Origin of the sequence: Rahnella victoriana, from assembly GCF_021276285.1 — a bacterium.
Lineage (GTDB): Bacteria > Pseudomonadota > Gammaproteobacteria > Enterobacterales > Enterobacteriaceae > Rahnella > Rahnella victoriana.
Genome location: NZ_CP089920.1, coordinates 259,341 through 282,862, shown reverse-complemented (window position 1 = coordinate 282,862; position 23,522 = coordinate 259,341). Strand labels below are relative to the sequence as shown.

Below are 23,522 nucleotides of genomic sequence, written 5' to 3'. Positions count from 1 at the left end.
GTGATATGAAAGAAAAAAAACCTGTCGCCTTGATCACCGGCGCATCCTCCGGCATCGGCCTGGCCGTCGCGGAAAGGCTATATCATGCCGGTTACACTGTGTATGGCACCAGTCGAAAACCGGTGAGAGAAGGCCAGTTCTACTTCAACATGCTTACACTTGACGTGACCCGCGATGAGTCAGTGAGTGGGGTAGTCAACGAGCTCATCGCCCGTGAAGGTTGTATTGACCTGCTGGTCAACAACGCCGGATTTGGTTTGGAGCCGGCAGCCGCCGAAGAAAGCTCAATAGCGCAGGCGCAGAGCCTTTTTGATACTAACTTTATGGGTATTGTCCGGATGGTACGGGCGGTGCTGCCGCACATGCGTGCGCGGAAGCAGGGGCGCATCATCAATATCGGCTCGGTTCTGGGATTGGTGCCGATGCCCTATGTTGCTCTATATGCAGCAAGCAAGCACGCGGTTGAAGGTTACACGGAATCGCTGGATCACGAAATGCGCACCGAGGGTATCCGGGTATCCGTTATTGAGCCTGCCTACACGCGCACACAGTTCGAAGCCAACAATGTCCCCCCCGATGCCCCGCTGGACGTTTATAAAGCCCGCCGGAGCGCACTGAAAATAATTGTCAGCGATGCATTGAAGTCAGCCGATGAACCCGATGTCGTGGCCCGCGTGGTTGTGGGTGCGGCGCAGGATCGACGTCCACGGACTCGCTACACCGCCGGAAAAACAGCAGCCAAACTGGCTTTTATGCGCCGCTTCCTGACAGCTTCTCTGCTGGATAAAGGAATTCGTAAAAGCCTCGGGCTCTGAGAGATCAGTTATCCATCACCTGACGTTGCACGCCCCCATAAAACTGTTTACTGAGTTTCAGGCATGTTGAATGTGCCCACAGGCATTTAATCTTGGTGAGCTTACGGATGATGAGTATGAAAGCACTGGTACTGAAAAGTTACGGAAAGAATGCCCGGCTGGATTTTGAAACCCGCCCGATGCCGCGCGTTAAAGATAATGAAATACTGGTAAAGATTCATGCGGTGGGGTTAAACCCCATTGATAACATGATTCCGGCAGGAACATTCAAACCCATTTTGCAATTTACGCTGCCGGCAGTGATGGGCAGCGATCTTGCAGGTATTGTGGTGGAAAGAGGAAAAAATGTAACCCGGTTCCACTCGGGCGATGCCGTTTACGCCAGCATCTTTGACACTGATAATGGTGCGCTTTCTGAATATGTGGCGGTGCCTGAAAGCGCAGCATCGCTGAAGCCTCGGAGTCTAGACTTTATCGAGGCAGCGTCGTTACCCATGGTGGCTTTGACCTCATGGCAGGCCTTTGAGCATGTAAACTTGCTGGCTGGCCAGAAGGTCTTTATACCCGCGGGGTCTGGCGGCATAGGGACTTTTGCTATTCAACTGGCACGGCATCTTGGTGCAAGCGTGGCAACCACCACAAGCGCAGGGAATTCAGAATTAGTCAGTCGTCTTGGTGCTGAGCATGTCATTGATTATAAAACACAAGATTTTGAAAAAGTACTCTCCGGTTACGATGTAGTGCTCGGAACCTTGCGCGGTGACAGTATACAAAAAGCCATTCAGATCCTCCGGCCCGGCGGCAATCTCGTCTCACTGACCGGGCCCGTTGACCTGCCTTTCGCACGCCACAGAAACATGAATCCAATCATGAAAGCCTTATTCTGGCTGATGAGTCGTAAGATAAACGAAATGGCGTCACAACGACAGGTCCGGTATGGATTCCATTTTGTTCATCCAGATGGCAGCCGCCTGTCTGACATTGCTGAACTGGTGGATGCCGGAAAGTTGGCTCCCGTCATTGACCGGGTATTTTCCTTTGAGGAAACCCTCAGTGCGCTTTCCTATCTCAAAACCGGGCATGCGAAGGGGAAAGTAGTCGTTGCACTTTCTCCTGAGTCATAGCCCTTTCCTGACGACTACGCCCATTTTTCAAGCCTCAGCTTGCAGTACCTCTCTTTGAGAGGTACTGCACAAATCCCTCTGAAACCGGTTGCAAAGATAATGGGTGCAAATGTTACTCTGCAACCGGTTACAAAGAGCTTTAGCGCAAAAATCTCACCGTGACATACATCATGATTGGCCTGCGAATGTACTCATGTTATGAAATTCATAGCATTTAATCGGGGCAGTCTTACTCATGCGCTGAGCTAAACTTATTACAAAAGGCCATGCTGACATGTATTTGTATAAAATATCGCGTTTTAGCCCTGTAATGCTGATGATGCTCATCCCTTTAAACGCCCATGCAGTCCCCCAGATTCAGCCTTCTGATTTGCGGCTTGAACTGCAAAAACAACCTCTTCTGGTAGAAGATCTCAATCATTTTTCAATGAACTGGGTGCTTAACAGCAACCAGCGTAATGATATTCAAACAGCTTACAGAATCGTGATATCCGCGGATGCCGATTTTATAGATGCGAAGGGCCGTATTATTTATCAAAAACCGTTCTGGGACTCCGGAAAAGTGAACACATCAGATTCGTCAGGTGTGATTTATCATGGGCCTCAACTTTCCGCAGCGACCCGTTATTACTGGGCAGTCCAGACATGGAATCGGCAAAACGAAGCGAGTCCTTTTTCATCCATCAGTCATTTTGATACCGCGCTTAAAAATAACTGGCGTGCTAAACCTGTCTGGGTCGCCCAACGTCCAGACAATAATAATCAGGAAGATGATTGGGCATTTTTCCGTAAGGAATTCCGGGCCAGTAATAAAGCCATTAAACGCGCGATTATTTATTCAACCGGCACGAACCCTGTTGAATCCCGGCAGTATGTTTATAAAGTTAACTTGAATGGTGATTTTGTGGGGTTGGGTCCTGTCCGGGGCTTCGATGGTAAAACGTTTTATAACGCTTTTGACGTTACACCCCATATCAAGGCAGGTCAGGAGAATATCCTTTCCGCATCAGCGTTTAGCTATGGTGACAAAAAGTCGTTTATGGCAGAATTGCGCATTGATTACGCCGATGGCGATGTGCAAATTATTGCAACAGATAGCTCATGGAAGTCGCTGGCCGGGAATAAAGCATTTCCGTACGCTGGGGATGTGCATGACCCTGAAGCCATTTCATGGGTGGGATTCCGCTATCCCCACGAAAATATCAATGTAAAAGAATACCCTTCTGGTTTTCAGAACATTCATTTCGATGATGCTAAATGGCAACCTGTGGTCATTAAGCCCGACCTGAAGAATTTGGTCGGTTATCCGGCAGAAAACCTGACGAAAAGAAATATTTCTCCGGTAAGCATCAAAAAAACGACTGACAATAAGTTTGTGCTCGATTACGGCGTCACTGTTGTGGGTGGTATGAATCTCACCATCGATACGGGGGATAAAGGGGGGGGAGTTGTCACCATCAAGGCCGGAGAGGTCATGAAAGATTCCCAAAAAGTGCAATGGAAAACAGCCGCTCTGGTCAATAATAACGATGTGTGGACACTGAAAAACGGCCCTCAATCTGTTGAACACTTTGGGTTTCGTGTCTTCAGGTATGCAGAGGTTTCAGGACTCCCGGACTTTGTCACCGAAAAAAATCTCCACAACTATCTGACGACATTCACTTTGCAGTATCCGTTTGATGATCAGGCTGCATCGTTCCGTTCCTCAAATGAGCAACTCAACAAAATATGGGCTTTTTCACGTGACTCAATCAAAAACCTTAATCACGATTTATACGTGGATTCGCCAAATCGAGAACGCGCTCCCTATGAGGCTGACACCTACATTCAGCAATTAAGTAATTATTCCCTCAGCAACGATTACGCCCTTGCCCGGTTTTCTGTGGACTGGCTGACCCATAATTCTACGTGGCCGATGGAATGGAAGGTATATAACATTCTCAATTCCTGGAATGATTACCTCTATACGGGTGATCGAAAACTGATTGAGAGAAATTTCAGCCTGTTGCAAACGAAAATCCCGCCCAAACTCTTGCAAGGATTTAGTCCGAAAACCGGGCTGGTCACCGCCAGCTATGGTGATGGCGGCCCGGGGCCCGATCATGACATCGTCGACTGGCCCAAAAAACTGAGAGACGGATATCAATTCTCAGACACGCATATTGTGACTAACGTATTCTTTTTTGCAGCGACAAAGGCGATGTCTGATATTGCTGCCGCGTTAAATAAGACGCAAGACAGTAAAAAATATGTGGCGCTCTACAGCAAATCCCGCACCGGTATTCAAAAAACATTCTTTGACCGCCAGCATGAGGCATTCAGAGATAATGTAAATGGTGAGCTGCACTTCTCAAGTCAGGCCAATTCATTTGTCACTGCACTGGGCGCAGCATCCCCGACACAATCAGTAAACGCCGCCAACTACCTTGCTGAACAAAAAATGCTTAAGGGCAGTGTCTACAGTTCTCTGTTTGCATTGACAGCAATGGCTGAACATGGTCAGGCGGAAGAAGCGGTTAATCAGATTACCGGTATGAACTCAGATGGGGTTCCGCGTGAAAACAGCCATAACTGGCGACATATGATGGAACTGGGTTCCGGTTCAACAATGGAAGCATGGAATGAGACGGATGATTTTACTGTGAGTCACTCTCATCCGTGGGGAACGTCACCTTCTATTGTCATCCCTGAAAGTCTCTTCGGCATTAAGCCGCTGGAGCCTGGCTGGGCCGTGTTTCAGGTGAAACCCGCGCGTGCAGGGCTGAGCAATGCGTCGGTGAAAGTGCCCACTATCCGGGGAGCCGTAAAAGTGTCTTATGAAACAGTCGGTACCGTATTGCATCTGAAAGTGTCTGTTCCGGTGAATACTCACGCCTTCATCTATATTCCTGCGGATAAGATGACGGCTGTCAAAGAGAGCGGTTCTGCATTGAGAACAACGCAGGACAATCCAGAAATTGTGGGTGTGCAAGACGGATACCTTAAAGTGAAGGTTGGCTCTGGAGATTACAATTTCACCTCCGAACTTGTCCGATTTTAAACAAGGCTCGTGATGACATGATATGCGGTAAACGATGAAACATAGCACTCTTTAAGCGGTAAGATGGTTACTGCAGTAGATGCGCTGGAGAACGTAATGATTACAATGCTTGATGTGGCAATATGCGCGGGGGTGTCCAAAGCAACCGTTTCCCGGGTTTTAAATGGTAAAGATGTGGTCAGAAAAGAAATTAAAGAACGGGTCTATAAAGCCATCAAAGAAACCGGTTATCGGCCTAACCTGCTTGCTCAGCAGATGACAACGCAAAAAACGAGCATGATAGGGCTGGTGATCACCAATGAGGTGTATAACGGACCCTACTTTTCGACTCTTTTTTATAATGCAGCAAAATATTGCGAGCAACATAATCACCGTCTTATCTTCGCTGACGGGAAGCGGACTTTTGAAGAAGAGATTAACGCCATAGATTTTCTGGTGGGGATGAAATGTGCAGGCGTGATGGTTTATACAAAATATTTGAGCGCGTGTAAGCTTGATAAAATCGTCAGTTCAAGCTCCATTCCGATTATTGCATTGAATCAGAAGCTGGAAAATAATGCTGAGAGCTCTGTTTTTATTAACCATTATCTCGGTTGCTTAAAAATGATGGACTTTTTGTACGGTATGGGCCATAGCGAAATTGCTTATATTTCTGGTAAAAAAAACTCGCGAAGTAATTCGGCCCGACAAACCGCGTATCTTGAAAAAATGGCAGAGTATGGGCGGGCTGCCGATAATAATATGATCGCGCAGGGATCGTGGAATATGCAGAGCGGCTACGAAGCGGCTAAAGAGTTAATAAATAATAATTCGGTTTTTACGGCAATACTTGCTGGCAATGATGACATGGCATTTGGGGTGATAAAAGCCTTGAAGGAAGCCGGGAAACGGGTTCCTGAAGACATTTCTGTCGCGGGGTTTGATAACTCAAAAATAGGCAACTTCTTTTCACCTACCCTGACGACTCTGGATGTTCCCCTGGAGGAGATGTTCAGGCGTGCTGTCGAATCAATTTTGGATGTTCACCAGGATGAGGGATTTTCTGAGCTCTCCGGCACGTTAGTGATCAGAGAGTCAGTCCGAAAAATAAATTAATATAACAAGCATATGACTATTTTTCCTGACGCAGTTTTAGTGAGTTATCATTTCTGTTGAATTTTTCTGTACCATAAATGTGCCAGGCTATTTTTATCCGCGAGTTGAAGTAGAGACTTTTTTTTCTGCTCTGGTTGCCAGAAATTAAGTTCAATTTTTGACGTGTTAATTTATATGTGAAGAATAATTGCCATTGGTTATTTGTGACTCAACTCACAAAAAAAGTCAAATGCGGTTGTGCATGCCAATGCTTTTTTACTAGCATGAGTATCTGGACGTTATCGGTTTATCCGAGCGAAACCTGACACTTCTGCATTAATATTATGCAAAAGTGTCAGGTTTTTTTTTGCTCTGAAAATCATCGATATTCTTATTTCGAGGCAGCTATGCATAATAAAGAATTGGCTGGAAAAATACTTGATTTCGTTGGGGGCAATAATAACGTTGTCGAACTGGTGCATTGCGCAACACGTCTGAGATTTACGCTCAATGACAAGAAAAAAATTGATGTTCATGCGCTTGAAAACTTAGACGGCGTCATTACGACGGTGCAATCAGGTGGGCAATTTCAGGTCGTTGTGGGTAACAAAGTCGCTGAAATTTATCGTGAATTAGAAAATATGTTGCCGCAAGATGGTCGTAAAGAGCGTGCAGACCCGACAGATGACAATAAAGGCCCGTTGCTAAGTCGTCTTATCGATATTATTTCTTCAATCTTTACCCCTTTGCTGGGAGCGATGGCGGCATCAGGGATCATTAAAGGCCTGCTGGCTATCGCGTTCGCGAACGAGTGGCTTGATAAGAAAGAGAGTTCAGCGGTGATTTTACAAGCCGCCTCAGACAGCCTCTTCTATTTTTTACCGGTACTGCTGGCGATAACGGCAGCGCGTAAATTCAAAACGGACATTTTCGTGGCTGTGACTGTGGCCGGGGCTTTAATTTATCCTGACATTGTGGCCTTTTTCACTCAGCACACAGAGGTTCATTTTTTTGGCCTCCCGGTCATGATGATGAAATATACCGGCACGGTATTGCCAATCATTTTGGCTGTCTACGTGATGTCATTGCTGGAAAATCTGATAAAAAACGCGATTCATGAGGCTGTCCGAAGTGTCATTTTGCCGTTTATTTTACTGCTTGTGATGGTACCCCTTACGTTGCTTACTATTGGCCCTGTGGGGGTGTTTACAAGCGAGGCAATTGCTGGCGTATTTGTCAAAATATTCAGTTTTAATCCCATTATAGCCAGCGCCTTATTCGCAGCAGGCTGGCAGGTGTTTGTGATATTCGGCATGCACTGGGCTTTTACTCCCGTCATCATCAACGAAATTACGGTGCTGGGTAAAAGTACACTGAAAGCCGCGACGGTTCCCGCTGTGTTTGCTCAGTCAGGTGCTGTGCTGGCGGTATTGCTGAAAACCAAGAACAAAAAAATGAAGACACTGGCAAGTGGTGCCTTTGTCTCGTCGATATTTGGGATCACCGAGCCTGCGGTATATGGCATTACACTTAAACTCAAAAAACCCTTCATCTGCGCAGTACTCGCGTCGGCAGTGGGTGGCGGGATCGTCGGGTATTCTGGCAGTGGCGCAATATCGATGGGGATCCCGAGCCTGGTTACGCTTCCAATATTTTACGGTGAGGGATTTGTTGGGCTGCTGATCGGCATTGCGACCTCTTTTGTACTCTCTGCTGTTTTAACCTATATCGTCGGATTTGACGATCCGATAGAGACAGATGATATTCCAGAAAAGCAACAATCTGTCAGCACACAGAATTCCTTCCCTAAACCTGCATTGATCCGCAACGTAGCGAACATTGCCACTCAGGAAAATATCTGGTCCCCGGTCAGCGGCCAATTAGTGCCATTGGAAAGTGTAAATGACAACGTGTTTTCTTCTGGCGTTGTGGGCTATGGGATCGCTATCGAGCCCTTCTCGGGGCAAATTGTCGCACCGGTCAACGGTACTGTCGTGTCCACTTTTGCCAGTGGTCATGCCTTGCACTTGCTATCGGACCAAGGGGCCGAAGTCTTAATTCATATTGGAATCGATACCATTAAGCTTGATGGGAAGTTTTTCATTATGCATGTGAGCTCAGGACAACATGTTAACAAGGGTGATCTTTTGGTTGAGTGCGATTTTAACGAAATTCGTAACGCCGGGTTCGATACCGTTATTCCTGTCGTCATCACTAATCCTGAAAAGTACCAGTCCATTGAACCTCAGCAGAAAGAACGCACAGAGTCGGGTGCGTTGTTATTGTCACTTTCATAAACAGTAAGGGAGCACCTATGCGATACACACACCTGAAACCGTTTCCGGAAAATTTCTTCTGGGGAGCATCGACTTCAGCCTATCAGGTTGAAGGTGCATGGAATGAAGACGGCAAAGGGCCTTCTGTTATTGATGCCCGGAGTGAATATCCTGAAGGAACGACGGATTTCACCGTGGCCAGCGACCATTATCATAAATATAAGCAAGATATTGCTCTGCTGGCAGAAATAGGCCTCAAGGCCTACCGTTTTTCCATAGCCTGGACACGCATCGTTCCTGATGGGGACGGAGAGATCAATACCGCAGGTTTGGATTTCTATCACCATTTAATTGATGAAATAAGGGTTCAGGGTATGGAGCCTATTGTGACCCTCTATCACTTCGATTTGCCCCAGGCGCTGATGGATGTCGGAGGCTGGTATAACCGGCAGACTGTTGATGCGTTTGCCCGCTATGCTGAAATTCTGTTTGATGCGTTTGGTGAAAAGGTTAAGTACTGGTTGACGATCAACGAGCAGAATTTGATGATTTTGCAGGGGAATGCCCTCGGTACCGTTGATCCTAAAATACAGAATGACAAAAAAAATCTGTATCAGCAAAACCACCATATGTTGGTTGCCCAGGCAAGAGTAATGCAATTACTTCACGAAAAATATCCGGCTTCACTGATTGGTCCCGCGCCGAATATCGCTCTGATTTATGCAGCGACCCCAAAACCTGAAGATGTGCTGGCGTCAGAAAATTACAATGCTATCCGTAACTGGCTCTATCTGGATATGGCTGTGCATGGCAAATACAACCATCTGGCCTGGGCATATATGGAAGAGAAAGGATTTCTCCCGGACGTTCAGGCAGGAGATGACGTGATACTGGCTGCCGGCAAACCCGATTTTATTGCCTTTAACTATTACACCACGCAAACCGTAGCAGCCAGTCAGGGCGACGGACATGATGAAGTCATCCGGGGAGGAAACAAATACCTTAAGTCAGGTGAGAATGGCGTGCACCGTGGTGCAGCGAATGAACATTTGCCTCGCACTCAGTTCGGCACGGAAATTGACCCTGTCGGGTTTAGAAATACGTTACGCGCAATCTATGGCCGGTATCGTTTACCTTTGCTGATCACAGAGAATGGAATCGGGGCATTTGATAAACTGGAGGCGGATGGAACAATTAATGATCAATATAGAATTGATTATTTGAGAGCGCATATTCATCAGATGCAGTTAGCCATTACTGACGGTGTTGAAATCTTAGGTTATACACCCTGGTCGGCGATTGATTTAATATCCACGCACCAGGGATGCTCAAAGCGCTATGGGCTGATATATGTCAATCGCGATGAGTTTGACCTTAAAGATCTGCGCAGGATTAAGAAAAAAAGCGCTTATTGGTATGGTGAGATGATAAAGAGAAACGGACTAACCGATGCGGTCTGAGGGACAACGTAGTGTGATGCAGTGTGCATCACACTTTATATTTTTGAACTAAGAAAACGTGCTATGAAAATAATCAAGATATTAAGTAATAATGCGATTATGGTAGAGAACGAGCAGGGTGACACTCTCGTCGCACTTGGCCGTGGCATCGGTTTTGGGAAAAAAAACGGTGATCGTGCTGATGCCAGAACGTTTGAAGCCCAATACCTTGAAAAAAAAGAGGATATCACGTTGTCCTGGCGCCAGCTGTTCAGCAATATTCCGGATGATATTATCCAGATTTCCAGGGAAATTGTGGGCAATATTGAAAAACGTTTTCCTGTTGCCTCGCAGTTGTCATTGATCCTGGCTTTAAGCGATCACATATATTATGCGATAACTCGGGCCGGAAATAATCAGATGATAAAAAACCCACTGGCATGGGATATAAAAATGTTTTATCCGGAAGAATATCAAATGGCAAGTGACGCTATTGCACTAATAAATAGGAAAATGTATGTGGAACTTCCAGAAGAGGAAATTGGATTCATTGCATTACATATCGTAAATTGCAGGCATAATGGGAATATGTACGACACCATGCAATCAGCCACCTTAATAAAAGATATAATCAATATTATAAAGTTGAATTTTCTTCTTGAATTAAATGAAGGTTCAATTAACTTCCAACGTCTGGTGACTCATCTTAAGTTTTTTTCAATGCGGATGATAAATAACGCCCCCTTTAAGCTGGATGACGACTCTGTTTATTTTAGTATACGAGAGAAGTTCTCTGAGTCATATCGGTGCACAGAGAAAATTGAAGTTTGGTTGGAAAAGAATCATTCTTATAAAATGAATTTCGATGAGAAAATGTTTCTTACCATACACATTGAAAGATTAAGAAATTCTGATGCTTAATAATGGGAAAGCATAGTTAATGTATAAGGCTTTATTTCTTTTTAACTTAATATCCACTGCGTTTTTTTATTCAACTAGTGTATTAATATGGCCAGGCTATTTTAATATATGATGATGTCCCCTTTACAGGGGAGCAAATAACGTTAAATCTTATCCAAAAAATCCACCACGCATTTCATACACGCCTCGCGTTCTTCCACATGCGGCATATGGCTGGAATTTTCAAAAATCGACCATACGGCACCGTTGATGAGATCTGCGAACGGCTGCACCACTTCCGGGGCGGCTTCGTCGTAGCGACCAGATATCAGCAACACCGGCACGTTAATTGCGGGCAAACGGTCGATCACCGTCCAGTTTTTCATGCTGCCGATAACGTGGAATTCAGTCGGCCCGTTCATGGCGAGATATACGGTCGGATCGTCGTCCATTGCGGCAAACGTGCGTTTCACATCGTCTGGCCACGGGTTGAGACGGCAGACGTGGCGGGCATAAAATACCTGCGATGCAGCTTTGTATTCCGCACTGTCGAGGGTTCCTGCGGCTTCATGCGTGAGTAAGGTTTCCTGAATGTCCGGTGGCAGTTCGCTGCGCAGTCTGGCGGCGGCTTGCAGCCAGAGTTCCATAGACGCAGGCGAGTTGGCGATGATCAGTGCTTTCAAACCGGCAGGCTGCGTGACCGCGTGTTCGGCACCGAGCATACCGCCCCAGGACTGGCCGAGCAGGGCGTAATTATTCTGGATACCCAGGCGACGCAGCAGATTATCAAGCTCCGCCAGAAAGAAAGACGGCTGCCAGAAGTCCGCCGGTTTGTCCGGCAGATGCGTCGAACGGCCATTACCAATCTGATCGTAATGAATCACCGCGCGTCCTGTTTCGGCGATATCGCGGAAGGCATCGACGTAATCATGTGTGCAGCCCGGACCACCGTGCGCAATCACCAGCGGCGTTTCGCCGTTGTGTAAATCGCCGCAGATGCGGTACCAGGTCTGGTATTCCTGAAACGGAGCATAGCCTTCAGTAATGTTGTACATTTTGTTTCCCCTGCCGGTGAATAATCATCACAGGGTAAACATCAGGGCGGCGCTGAACAGCTAGTAAAAAAGATAGAAAATCGCGCGGATCAACTGTCGAGTAAACGGTAATGCATTGCCCGAACCACTGCCTGCACGCGGTTGCTGGCGCCCAGTTTACGCACCGCTGTATTGAGATGCAGCGTGACCGTGGCTATTGAGCGGTTCAGCTTGCGGGCGATTTCTTTGGCGGTTAATCCCTCCGCCGCCCAGCTCAGACATTCGCGCTCGCGCTTGCTCAGTCGCACGTGCTGGCAGGTCAGAACGCTGCTGTCGAACAGCGGGTAAACGCACTCCTGAAAGGTCAGCGCCAACAGGCTCAGTTCGGCCAGCACGTCATGAATATCCAGCTCATGCCCGGCACCGGTGTGGATGCCGGTGACCGTCACAAATCCCCCGTTCGGCAAATGCAAAGGAACCGTCGCGCCGCACGGCATATTGTTATCGCACATGTAATGGGTGACCGGTTTATTCAGCTCACTGAGCCGGTTTTGCAGCGGGGTGTTGTCAGGGCGCTGATAAGACCAGACAAACGGCGCGCAGCTTTCCACCGCGTAATGCTGCACCGGATCCACCTGATAATAGCCATTCTCCAGCCATAACCGTTGCATGTCGCCGGGCACGTTGCCCATGCGCAGCAGGGACGGCGTGATCAGTTCTCCCTCCAGCGTTCGCGGAACCGGCGTGTAGTCGTAAATCAGGGCATCAAATCCCAGACGCGAGGTCTGGGCGAAAAGCTGATCAAACGCACCATTGACGGTGGTTTCCCGCAAAGACACTGCACTTTCCTGCACCGTGAGCTTCATGAATTTATCTCCGCATGACGTCTTTTCTGTCCTGAAGGGCTGATCGGGCATCGATTGTGCTCAACCTCATTTGTTAAAGAAAAGTTATGCAATCGTGGTGCCACATCGCCCGCGGACAAACCTAGTAATTTTGCTAACTACCGGCGGGGTCTGCCTGCGGCTAACGTAAAGCCACAGGGGAAAAGACTCTCACTCTGCACCAGAAACGGCCATTAAGAGGATTGTCATGCACCGTTACCGATTTTTGCTCTGGCGACCGCTGCAACTGCTGCCGGTTTTGCTGGGGATCAGCATTCTGACTTTCGTGATGGTGCGCGCCATTCCCGGCGATCCGGCGCGGATCCTGCTCGGCGTCCACAGTTCACCGGAGGCCATCGCCCGTATCCGTGTGCAGTACGGTCTGGATCTGCCCGTCTGGCAGCAATATCTCTATTTTTTAAGCAATCTCTTTCACGGTGAAATGGGTAAGTCGCTGATTTATCGCGTCGATACGCTGAAGCTGATTATGACGCGCATCGAACCGACGTTGTTTCTGGTGCTGGGCAGCGTGCTGCTGGCGATGCTGTTTACCGTGCCGCTGGCGGCCAGTGCGGCGCGTCATCGCGGACGGCTGGCGGATCAGGTGATCCGTTTGCTTTCCACTATCGGCCTCGGATTACCCGCGTTCTGGCTGGCGATCATGATGATTTTGCTGTTCAGCCTGTCCCTCGGCTGGTTCCCGGTATCTGGATATGGCAGCGATGTTGGCGAGCGGATACATCATCTGTTTTTGCCCTGCCTGACCGTTGCACTGGCGCTGTCGGCGGTGCTGACCCGCAACCTGCGCGCCAGCCTGCTTATGGAATTGCAGAATGATTACGTCACCGCTGCCCGTGCGAGGGGGCAGAACGAAAACCGTATTTTTTGGCGTCACGTGATGCCCAATTCGCTGGTGCCGACTGTCAATCTGCTGGCGGTGAATATTGGCTGGCTGATTGGTAGCACGGTGGTGATTGAAAGCGTGTTTGCTATCCCCGGTATGGGGCAATTGCTGGTGAAAGCCATCATCAGCCGCGATTACATGGTGGTGCAGGGCGTGGTGCTGGTGTTTGCGCTGGCTACCGTTGTGGTGAATCTGCTTGCCGATTTACTGACCGTGGCACTGGACCCGAGGGTGAAACTATGAGCATGACTGAAAAGATCGCCACGAAGCGGATGGGTCAATTTCACCTGCGCTGGTTGCCGCGTCAGCAGGCGCTGCGACTGGGAATAATAATGCTGAGCGTGTGGGTGTTGATTGCGTTGCTCAGCCCGTGGATCGCGCCGTTTGACCCGGTCGCGCAGGATGCTTCGGTGACATTGTCACCTCCGACTTTTGCCCATCCGTTTGGTACCGATAATTTTGGTCGTGACATTCTTTCCCGCGTGATGTGGGGCGCACGGATTGATCTGCAAATCTGTCTGATTGGCGTCATTTTCCCGTTTACCTTCGGCACGCTGATTGGCGCGTTTTCCGGCTATCTTGGCGGCGCGGTGGACACCTTTCTCATGCGGGTGATCGACGTGGTTCTGGCGTTTCCTTTTCTGGTGCTGATGCTGTCGATTATTGCGATTCTCGGGCCGGGACTCGGCAGCTTTTATATCGCCATGGCGATGGTCGGCTGGGTGTCCTATGCCCGTCTGGTGCGCTCGCAGGTGCTGACGCTTAAGCACCGGGATTTCATTCTGGCTGCGCGCAGCCTCGGTTACAGCCATCCGCGCATTTTACTTTTGCACCTGTTGCCCAACGCGCTGACCAGTTCGCTGGTGTTTTCCATGTCTGACTGCGTGCTGGTGTTGCTCAGCGGCGCGTCGGTGAGTTATCTCGGTCTGGGGGTCCAGCCGCCGGTGGCGGAATGGGGAGTGATGGTCGCCGAAGGGCAAGGCTTTATTACCACGGCGTGGTGGATCACCACCTTCCCCGGTTTAGCGATCGTTGTACTGGCGATGAGTTTCAGCCTGCTGGCGGACGGACTGGGCGACAAACTGGGAGAGCGACCATGACACTGATGCAAGTTTCCGGTTTAACCATCGAAGACCGGCAGGGCATGGCGCTGGTCGATAACCTGTCGCTGACGCTGAATGCGGGCGATATTCTCGGGCTGGTCGGAGAAAGCGGTTCCGGCAAAACACTCAGCTGCCGCGCCATGATGCGCCTGCTGCCGGATGAAAGGCTCAAGATCAGCGCGGGAGAAATCCGGCTAAACGGCACCGATTTGCTGACCCTGAGTGATAAACGCATGACGGCCATTCGCGGGCGGGAAATTGGCATGATTTTCCAGAATCCCGCCAGTCATCTTAATCCGGTAATGACCATCGGCCAGCAGATTGCCGAAAGCCGCCGGCTGCATTTCGGTGCCAGCCGCCGCGAAGCCCGCGCCCAGGCGGTGGAGTTGCTGCGTCAGGTCGGCATTCCTGATCCGCTGCGCCGCGCGGATAACTATCCGCACGAGTTTTCCGGTGGTATGCGCCAGCGGGCGATGATCGCCGTGGCGCTGGCCTGTGAACCCAAAATGCTGATAGCGGACGAACCGACCACCGCGCTGGACGTCACCGTGCAAATGCAGATTTTGCGCCTGCTCCGTGACCTGCGTGACCGGCTCGGTATCGCCATTATTCTCATTACTCATGATCTCGGTGTGGTAGCGCAAACCTGTGACCGCATTGCGGTGATGTACGGCGGGCGAATGTGTGAAACCGGCGAAAAACGGCCGGTACTGGCACAGTCGCTGCACCCGTATACCCGCGGACTGATCGACTGCCAGCCGGTCAGTGAAGGTGGCGCAGGTCGGCTGATCACCTTACCTGGCCAGCCGCCGGTCGCGGCGCGATTCCCGACCGGTTGCCGGTTTCATCCGCGCTGCGAAAGGGCGACATCAATGTGCAGCGAGGTACAGCCCGCGATGCCATCCGGCAGCCATGTGGTCGCCTGCCATCATCCGTTGCCGGGTCTGAACGCGGTAACGTCCGGGAGGGAAAATGAACCCACTTTCTGATGTGAGCAAACGCCCGTATCCGCTGCTGGAAGTGGAAGAACTGAGTGTCACCTTTCCGGTATCGGGCGGTTTGGGTCTGAAAAAACGCAGCGTACAGGCGGTCAACAATGTGTCGCTCCATATCAATGCTGGTGAAACGCTGGGACTGGTAGGGGAATCGGGCAGCGGGAAAAGCACGCTCGGCAGGGCGATGCTGCATCTGGAAAACACCAGTGCCGGACGCGTGCGGTTTAACGGCCAGCTGATCACCGGCGGAATGAAGCCGGATATCGCCCGTTTACGGCAACAGACGGCGATGATTTTTCAGGATCCATTTTCGTCACTGAATCCGCGTCAGACGATTGGCGAAAGTATCGGCGAAGTGCTGCGCGTGCATCACAAAGTGGCGAAAGGGAATATTCCGGCGCGCATTAATACGCTGCTGACGCTGGTCGGACTCAGCCCCGAACATGCCACGCGTCGTCCGCAGGCGCTGAGCGGCGGACAATGTCAGCGCGCCGGAATTGCCCGCGCGCTGGCTATCGAACCGCGTCTGATTGTCGCCGATGAATGCGTCGCTGCGCTGGATGTGTCGATTCAGGCGCAAATCATCAATCTGCTGATGGATCTGCGCGAAAGCATGGGGCTGGCAATTCTGTTTATCGCGCACGATCTGGCGATTGTCCGCCGCCTGTGCGACCGGGTGGCGGTGATGTATCTCGGTAAAATTGTCGAAAGCGGGCCGACGCAGACGGTATTTAACGCGCCGCGCCACCCGTATACCGCCGCACTGGTGGCGGCGATTCCTGAAATCGATCCTGACCGCCCTTTGCCTGAACATCCGTTACAGGGCGAGCCACCGAGTCCGGTGTCGCTGCCTGCGGGCTGCGCTTTCCATCCACGCTGTGCTTTTGCGATTGATGCGTGCCGGCACGGCGCGGCGCCTGAAACCCGGCATATTGCCGACCATGCCTTTGCCTGTGTGCTTGACGGCCACAGCAGTGAAGGTGTCTATCCGAAGACTGAAGGAATGTTACATGAAGCAAAAGCATTTTAACGTTGTGGCCGCCGGGGTGCTGCTGGCGTTGAGTCTGGTCAGCGAAATGGCGCAGGCGGCCGGTGTTTTGACCATTGGTCGCCGGGAAGACAGCACGACATTCGACCCGATCAAGTCCGCGCAAAACGCGGATAACTGGGTATTTTCCAACGTGTTCGATCCGCTGGTGCGTGTCGATAACACCGGCACCAAACTGCTGCCGGGGCTGGCAGAAAGCTGGACGATTTCGCCGGACGGTAAAACGTATACGCTGAACATGCGTGACGCGAAATTCTCCGACGGCACGCCGGTGACCGCCTCTGATGCGGTGTTCAGCCTGACGCGAATCCGTGATGACGCCGGATCACTGTGGAAAGATTCCTACAATATTATCGATACGCTGAAAGCCACCGACGCGCATACGCTGGTCATCACCCTGAAAACGCCGTCGGCGGCCTTTTTATCACAGCTGGCGCTGCCCAATGCGTCGGTGATTTCACAACATGCATTGACCAAACAGGGCGCAGACGATTTTGCCGAGCACCCGGTCGGTTCCGGCGCGTTCAGTGTAAAAGAGTGGACGCGCGGTGAGAAAGTTGAACTGGTGAAAAACCCGTATTACTGGGATGCCGCAAAGGTGAAACTGGATGGCGTCGAGTGGCTGACGCTGCCGGATGACAATACCCGTATGCTCAAAGTGCAGGCGGGCGAAATTGACGCAGCGCTGTCTATTCCGTTCTCGCGCATTTCGTCGCTGCAAAAAGACCCGAAACTGGCGGTAGAGCTGGATACATCAACCCGTGAAGATCACCTGCTGATCAACCATTCACACGGCGATCTGGCCAAAGTAGAAGTACGTCAGGCGCTGGATTTTGCCATCGATAAAAAAGCCATTATTGATACCGTGACCTTCGGTTACGGCAAAATCGCCAACTCGTATATTCCTGACGGCGCGCTCTATCATTACGCAGATAACCTGCAACGTCCGTATGATCCGGAAAAAGCGAAACAGTTGCTGGCGGCGGCGGGTGTGAAAAACCTGACCCTGAAATATCTGGTGAACGCCGGCGATGAAGTGGATGAACAGATTGCCGTACTTTTACAGCAAGAGCTGGCAAAAGCAGGGATCACTTCCAACTTACAGAAAGTGGATCCGAGCCAGAGCTGGGACATGCTGGTCGCGGGCGATTACGACATCTCGGTGATGTACTGGACAAATGACATTCTCGATCCGGATCAGAAAACCACCTTTGTGCTCGGGCATGATTCCAACAACAACTACATGACGCGCTATCACAACGAGAAAGTGAAGGCGCTGGTCGCTGCGGCGCGGGTGGAGATGGATCCGAAAAAACGTGAACAGATGTACATCGAGTTGCAGAAAATGGCAAAAGCGGATGTGAACTGGATTGATCTCTATTACAGCCCGTACCGCAACGTCACCCGCACCAATATCAAAAATTTCCATCAGAATCCGCTGGGGCGCTTCACGCTCGAAGAGACTGTGAAAGAATAAAAAATCCTGCACCAGGGAGATAATAAGAAAGCTGAGACAAAAGTCTGTTTTACCCCTTTTTGCCCACTTCCTAGTGGGCTTTTTCTTGCCTGTAAATCTGACCTTTTCCCGCGCCGTATCTTCAACGCTTCATCAACTGTCAGGCACATGCTGCTTGAGTTTGAGCGGTTGCTCAAGTATCTTGCTGGGCTTGAGCAACTGCTCAAAATCTATCTGAGGCACTTTTTTATGTTCGTCAATAATCGCTGGCTGATACTTGCCATCGTCACCAGTACGCTGTTTCTGATCATCATCGATATGACCGTGCTATACACCGCGTTACCGCGCCTGACACAGGCGCTGGGTGCCACGGCATCGGAAAAACTATGGATTGTGAACGCTTATCCGCTGGTGGTTGCCGGGCTGTTACCGGGCGCGGGAATGCTGAGCGACCGGCTCGGGCATAAGAATCTGTTTATGAGCGGGCTGCCGGTTTTTGCCCTTGCGTCTCTGTGCGCGGCATTTTCTGCCAGCGCCGGGATGCTGATCGCCTCCCGCGTGTTTCTGGCGATTGGCGCAGCGATGATGATGCCTGCGACGCTGGCGATTGTGCGCCATGTATTTACCGATGAGCGTGAACGCGCGCTGGCGATCGGCATCTGGTCGGCGGTGGCTTCCGGTGCGGCGGCACTCGGGCCGGTGATCGGCGGCGTATTGCTGGAATATTTCTGGTGGGGATCGGTATTCCTGATCAATGTGCCGATCGTGCTGGCGGTTTTCCCGTTCGCGCTGGCGCTGATCCCGCGTGGTAAAGGCAACAAACAGCGCCCGTGTGACTTTATCGGTTCTGCGCTGGTGATGGCGGGGCTGGTCGGCGTGATTTACGCGCTGAAAGAACTGAGCCATATCAATTCCTCATGGCTGGTCATCGTGTCTGCGGCGACGGCGGGCGTGATTTTCCTCAGCTTATTCGCCAGAAGACAACAGCGCGCATTGCAGCCGATGATCGATTTCTCGCTGTTCCGTAACCGGGCGTTTGCCTGCGGTGTCGGTGTCGCTATCACCTCAATGATTGCGCTGATTGGCATCGAACTGGTGCTCAGCCAGCGGTTACAACTGGTGCTTGGCCTGTCGCCGTTTATGGCGGCGATGTTTATCCTGCCGATCCCGGTGGCGTCTGCACTGGCCTCGCCGCTGGCGGGTATGCTGATCCCGCGTGTCGGCGTGCGCAAAATGATGCTGGGCGGCTTTGCGCTATCGGCACTGGGGATTGTGATGCATGCGCTGGTGTTTGACGCTGGCGTGACGCTGCAACTGATCAGCCTGTTTATCTTAGGTTTCGGGCTGGGAGGGGCCGTGACCGCGGCTTCAACCTCGATCATGCTTAACGCGCCGGAAGACAAAGCCGGCATGGTGGCGGCGATAGAAGATGTGTCGTGGGAAATGGGTGGCGTGCTTGGCGTCACCTTGCTGGGCGGTCTGATGACGGCGGTGTACAGCCGCACCCTGGAACTGCCCGCCGCGCTGGTGACCGGCGACGCGGCCTATGACAGTCTCGACGAAGCGCTGACGATCGCCAGCCATCTCAGGCCGGAACACGCGACAATTGTCACGGATCTCGCCCGCGCGGCGTTCGATCAGGCGTTTATGGCGGTGCTGGTGTCGGCGGCCGCGCTGGTCATAGCGACGGTGATTGTGGTGAAAATCGTCTTGCGTAAGTCGTTGGGCGCACGTCTGCCTTCCTGATAAAATGCGGCCAGGAGCGGTTGCTCGATGCCAGCACAGGATTGATTATGAAAGAAAATCAGGAGGCGTTAAGGGCTAAAATTCTTGACGGTGCCATCAGTCTCTTTATCGAAAAAGGGATTGAAAAAGTGACGACACGCGAGCTGACGGAGCGCGTCGGCATTTCCCGCAGCCATATTTATCATTACTTTCGCGACTGGCAGACCTTATGTATCGAGGCGCTGAAGGAGGTGATGCTGGCTGAGCTGACCGAATTCACCGCTGAAATTGCGCCGCTTCAGCCGCAGGAAAAACTGCACACGCTGGTACGCAATTATTTGCCGGACACGCAGGGCGATATCTGGCAGCTTTACGGCTCACTGTGGCAACTGGCGGCGCATAACGAGGCTTACGCCGGACTGGCGCAACTGATGGTGCACAAGTGGCTGGCACTGCTGGCGGAGATTATCAGTGCGGGGATTGAAGCGGGCGTGTTCAGACCGGCGGATGCGGCACGGGTGACGCGGCAGTTATCTGCCATCATGAATGGCTATTCCGATCAGCTGATCGTCATGCCCTCTGCCGAAACCCGTCAGGAAGCCATGGACGATATTCTCGATTTTATCGGGCGGGTGCTGGAGAAATAAAAAAGAGAGAGGATATAGCAGAGTTGTCTGCTAAACCCCCCTCCCTGCCTCCCCCTTCGCAGGGGGAGGAGCAAGGCAAACCGACCCTTAATCTCCCGATGCTGAGGAAGACAGCGCCCGGCTCCCTCCCCTGCGAAGGGGAGGGTTGGGGTGGGGTATTACAGCAATTTCAGGGGGTTGAAGCTTGCTTATACATTGCTTGCACCAGCAAAACTCCTCCCCAATCGTTTTCACTTAATGACTTCTCATTCCCGCCGCAAACATCAGCAGATGAAACACCGATGCCACAACAAATAACGCCAGCACGCTGCCGCCCCAGATGACGGCCATCCAGCCGACACGCTTTAAGAACGGGGCTTTAGTGATGTTGCTGTCATCCATTTTTCTGATGAGATTCATAGCGAGATTCCTCAGTGATAACCCTGATCCGGTGTGACTTTCCCGCGGAACACGTAGTAGCTCCAGAAGGTATACACCAGAATGATCGGGATAATGAACAGGGCGCCGACCAGAATGAAGCCCTGGCTTTGCGGCGGTGAAGCCGCTTCCCAGATGGAGATGGACGGCGGAATGATGTTCGGCCAGATGCTGATCCCCAGACCGGTATAGCCCAGGAACACCAGCGCCAGTGTCAGCAGGAACGGCGCGTGATGCGCGTTTTTACTGATGGCGCGGTACATCCACGCCGAGACCAGCACCACCAGCACCGGCACCGGCAGGAACCAGTAAAGGTTAGGGCGCGAGAACCAGCGGGTGGCGATGTCGCTGTGGGTCAGCGGCGTCCACAGGCTGACGGCCAGCGTCACCAGCAGGAATACCACCAGCAGCGGTTTGGCGATTTTGTGCATCGCTTCCTGCAATTCGCCTTCGGTTTTCATGATAAGCCAGGTGCAGCCGAGCAGGGCGTAAGCCACTACCAGCGCAAAGCCACAGAACAGGGTGAACGGCGTCAGCCAGTCCAGTGCGCCACCGGCGTACGTGCGGTTCACAACAGGAATGCCGTTGATCACTGCGCCCAGCACCACGCCCTGACAGAAGGTGGCGATAACCGAACCCCAGATGAAGGATTTATCCCACACGTGGCGTTTGGCCGGGCTGGCTTTGAAGCGGAACTCAAACGCCACACCGCGGAAGATCAGACCGAATAACATCAGGGTCAGCGGAATAGTCAGTGCATCCAGGATCACCGAGTACGCCAGCGGGAATGCGCCATACAGCGCCGCACCGCCGAGTACCAGCCAGGTTTCGTTGCCGTCCCAGACCGGTGCAACGGTGTTCATCATCACGTCACGGTCGTGCTCTTTTTTGACCAGCGGGAACAGCAGACCGATACCCAGGTCGAAGCCGTCCATCACCACATACATCATCACGCCGAAGATGATGATCAAAAACCAGATCAGCGGTAAGTCGATACCCATTATCAAGCTCCCTTATTTTCGTCGGTCAGTGATTCTGAAATCGCAGACAGCGGACGCGCAGGCGTGCGGTGCTGGCCGGGACCACCGTGGTCAACGCTTTCACCTTCATGCGCCTGCGGACCCTTGCGGATCAGGCGCATCATGTAGCCGTAACCGACACCAAACACCGAACAGTAAATGACGATGAACAGGATCAGGCTGACGCTCATCTGCAACACGTTATGGTTGGATACCGCGTCTTTGGTGCGCAGCAGGCCATACACCACCCACGGCTGACGCCCCATTTCAGTGGTGATCCAACCCGCCAGCAGGGCCAGCAGACCGGAAGGGCCCATCAGGAAAGCAAAGCGCAGGAACGCTTTCGAGGTATACATTTTGCCGCCACGACGCAGGATCAGGCTCAGCACACCCAGCAAAATCATCAGCATGCCCAGACCGGCCATGATGCGGAAGGTGTAGAAGATCACGGAGGAGTTCGGACGGTCTTCTTTCGGGAAGGATTTCAGCGCCGGGATCTGATGCGTCAGGCTGTGCGTCAGGATCAGGCTGCCCAGATACGGGATTTCAATCGCGTAACGGGTTTCTTCACGGTTCATATCGGGATAGCCGATCAGTACCAGCGGGGACGGTTTGTTGTCTTTATTTTCCCAGTGGCCTTCGATGGCCGCGATTTTAGCCGGCTGATATTTAAGGGTATTCAGACCATGGGCATCGCCAAGGAATGCCTGAATCGGAGACACGATCAGTGCCATCCACATGGCCATCGACAACATCGTACGGATGGCAGGCGTATCGCGACCGCGCAGTAAATGCCATGCCGCAGCAGAACCGACGAAGAAAGCAGAGGCCAGGAACGCGGCGGTGGTCATGTGCATTAAGCGGAACGGGAAGGACGGGTTGAAGATAATCTTCATCCAGCTGACCGGCACCACCAGATTGTTAACAATCTCGTAGCCCTGCGGGGTCTGCATCCAGCTGTTTGAGGCGAGGATCCAGAACGTCGACATCAGCGTGCCGAGGGCCACCATGCAGGTAGAGAAGAAGTGCAGGCCCGGTCCGACGCGGTTCCAGCCGAACAGCATCACGCCGAGGAAACCGGCTTCCAGGAAGAACGCGGTTAACACTTCATACGTCAGCAGCGGGCCGGTAATGCTGCCGGCAAAGGAGGAGAACATGCTCCAGTTGGTGCCGAACTGGTATGCCATCACCAGACCGGAGACCACGCCCATACCGAAGTTCACGGCAAAGATTTTCGACCAGAAATGATACAGGTCGCGGTAAGCCTCTTTCTTCGTTTTCAGCCACATGCCTTCCAGAACAGCCAGAAAACTGGCAAGCCCGATAGTGATAGCGGGAAAAATGATATGAAAAGAGACGGTGAAGGCAAACTGGATCCGGGCCAGTTCTAGCGCATCAAGACCAAACATAACAACCTCTTTTTGTGTGTCAGGTGACCCTTCCAAACAGCAATACCGGTACGGGAACCGGCGATGTCTGACATTCGCAGGTGAAGTCTTGAATGAAAGGGTGGTACAGCTGGGGTTTCGCGAGGATCCGATTTAACCACATCGTATGAAGGCATTAACAGGGACGGTTCCGTGGGGAAATTAGTCGTTGAAACACTTTCTGTGCGGGTAACA

Annotated in this window: 19 protein-coding genes; 14 read left to right on the top strand and 5 right to left on the bottom strand. The window is 51.6% G+C overall.

From position 1 onward, the window contains the following. Window positions 1-5: 5 nt before the first annotated feature. The 7 genes from J9880_RS22620 to J9880_RS22590 all read left to right on the top strand — a co-directional run bounded on the left by J9880_RS22620 (window position 6) and on the right by J9880_RS22590 (window position 10,689). Window positions 6-815: an oxidoreductase gene (locus J9880_RS22620; protein ID WP_095925822.1), complete on the top strand. Its 810-nt coding sequence runs from the start codon at window positions 6-8 to the stop codon at window positions 813-815. Between the two features lie 116 nt (window positions 816-931). Continuing rightward, the gene (locus J9880_RS22615) at window positions 932-1,939 is read left to right on the top strand and encodes an NADP-dependent oxidoreductase (protein WP_232770866.1); all 1,008 of its coding nucleotides are present in this window, start codon (window positions 932-934) and stop codon (window positions 1,937-1,939) included. A gap of 274 nt (window positions 1,940-2,213) precedes the next feature. After that, window positions 2,214-4,979, top strand: coding sequence for a family 78 glycoside hydrolase catalytic domain (locus J9880_RS22610; RefSeq protein ID WP_232770860.1), 2,766 nt, complete (start codon window positions 2,214-2,216; stop codon window positions 4,977-4,979). Between the two features lie 96 nt (window positions 4,980-5,075). Next, on the top strand, window positions 5,076-6,074 hold the full coding sequence (locus J9880_RS22605) for a LacI family DNA-binding transcriptional regulator (protein WP_095925819.1): 999 nt from the start codon (window positions 5,076-5,078) through the stop codon (window positions 6,072-6,074). Window positions 6,075-6,460: 386 nt separating this feature from the next. Then, window positions 6,461-8,350, top strand: coding sequence for a beta-glucoside-specific PTS transporter subunit IIABC (locus J9880_RS22600; RefSeq protein ID WP_095925818.1), 1,890 nt, complete (start codon window positions 6,461-6,463; stop codon window positions 8,348-8,350). Window positions 8,351-8,367: 17 nt separating this feature from the next. Next, complete coding sequence (locus J9880_RS22595) at window positions 8,368-9,789, top strand: glycoside hydrolase family 1 protein (RefSeq protein WP_095925817.1); 1,422 nt, start codon at window positions 8,368-8,370, stop codon at window positions 9,787-9,789. A 63-nt stretch (window positions 9,790-9,852) separates the two neighbouring features. Continuing rightward, on the top strand, window positions 9,853-10,689 hold the full coding sequence (locus J9880_RS22590; protein WP_232770858.1) for a PRD domain-containing protein: 837 nt from the start codon (window positions 9,853-9,855) through the stop codon (window positions 10,687-10,689). Between the two features lie 143 nt (window positions 10,690-10,832). On the opposite strand, the gene J9880_RS22585 is transcribed toward J9880_RS22590, so the two are convergent. Next, a complete protein-coding gene (locus J9880_RS22585) occupies window positions 10,833-11,723 on the bottom strand; it encodes a proline iminopeptidase-family hydrolase (protein WP_133822339.1) in 891 nt (296 codons plus the stop codon). A gap of 89 nt (window positions 11,724-11,812) precedes the next feature. Further along, complete coding sequence (locus tag J9880_RS22580) at window positions 11,813-12,568, bottom strand: LuxR family transcriptional regulator (protein ID WP_095925814.1); 756 nt, start codon at window positions 12,566-12,568, stop codon at window positions 11,813-11,815. Window positions 12,569-12,794: 226 nt separating this feature from the next. On the opposite strand from J9880_RS22580, the gene J9880_RS22575 reads away from it, so the two are divergent. The 7 genes from J9880_RS22575 (at window position 12,795) to J9880_RS22545 (ending at window position 20,464) form a co-directional block, all read left to right on the top strand. Further along, complete coding sequence (locus J9880_RS22575) at window positions 12,795-13,733, top strand: ABC transporter permease (protein WP_095925813.1); 939 nt, start codon at window positions 12,795-12,797, stop codon at window positions 13,731-13,733. Next, window positions 13,730-14,590: an ABC transporter permease gene (locus tag J9880_RS22570; RefSeq protein ID WP_408637246.1), complete on the top strand. Its 861-nt coding sequence runs from the start codon at window positions 13,730-13,732 to the stop codon at window positions 14,588-14,590. The genes J9880_RS22575 and J9880_RS22570 overlap by 4 nt, the downstream gene beginning before the upstream one ends. Next, a complete protein-coding gene (locus J9880_RS22565) occupies window positions 14,587-15,582 on the top strand; it encodes an ABC transporter ATP-binding protein (RefSeq protein WP_095925811.1) in 996 nt (331 codons plus the stop codon). Before J9880_RS22570 ends, J9880_RS22565 begins: the two co-directional genes overlap by 4 nt. Next, window positions 15,566-16,618 carry an ABC transporter ATP-binding protein gene (locus J9880_RS22560; RefSeq protein WP_095925810.1) on the top strand — a complete coding sequence of 351 codons (1,053 nt, stop codon included), beginning with the start codon at window positions 15,566-15,568 and terminating at the stop codon, window positions 16,616-16,618. The genes J9880_RS22565 and J9880_RS22560 overlap by 17 nt, the downstream gene beginning before the upstream one ends. 46 nt (window positions 16,619-16,664) lie before the next feature. Continuing rightward, window positions 16,665-18,113 (top strand): ABC transporter substrate-binding protein, encoded by a 1,449-nt coding sequence (locus J9880_RS22555; RefSeq protein ID WP_408637252.1) that lies wholly within the window; start codon window positions 16,665-16,667, stop codon window positions 18,111-18,113. 228 nt (window positions 18,114-18,341) lie between these two features. Further along, a complete protein-coding gene (locus tag J9880_RS22550; RefSeq protein ID WP_232770857.1) occupies window positions 18,342-19,838 on the top strand; it encodes an MFS transporter in 1,497 nt (498 codons plus the stop codon). A 47-nt stretch (window positions 19,839-19,885) separates the two neighbouring features. Beyond that, window positions 19,886-20,464 (top strand): TetR/AcrR family transcriptional regulator, encoded by a 579-nt coding sequence (locus J9880_RS22545; RefSeq protein ID WP_232770855.1) that lies wholly within the window; start codon window positions 19,886-19,888, stop codon window positions 20,462-20,464. A 234-nt stretch (window positions 20,465-20,698) separates the two neighbouring features. Here J9880_RS22545 and J9880_RS22540 read toward each other — a convergent pair whose 3' ends face one another. The 3 genes from J9880_RS22540 to J9880_RS22530 are packed head-to-tail and all read right to left on the bottom strand — an operon-like array spanning window position 20,699 to window position 23,309. Continuing rightward, the gene (locus tag J9880_RS22540) at window positions 20,699-20,863 is read right to left on the bottom strand and encodes a DUF2474 domain-containing protein (RefSeq protein ID WP_013577857.1); all 165 of its coding nucleotides are present in this window, start codon (window positions 20,861-20,863) and stop codon (window positions 20,699-20,701) included. An 11-nt stretch (window positions 20,864-20,874) separates the two neighbouring features. After that, entirely contained in the window at window positions 20,875-21,882 is a 1,008-nt protein-coding gene (gene cydB, locus J9880_RS22535; protein ID WP_131693953.1) for a cytochrome d ubiquinol oxidase subunit II, read from the bottom strand. Window positions 21,883-21,884: 2 nt separating this feature from the next. Then, on the bottom strand, window positions 21,885-23,309 hold the full coding sequence (locus tag J9880_RS22530; RefSeq protein ID WP_095925805.1) for a cytochrome ubiquinol oxidase subunit I: 1,425 nt from the start codon (window positions 23,307-23,309) through the stop codon (window positions 21,885-21,887). Window positions 23,310-23,522 lie beyond the last annotated feature (213 nt).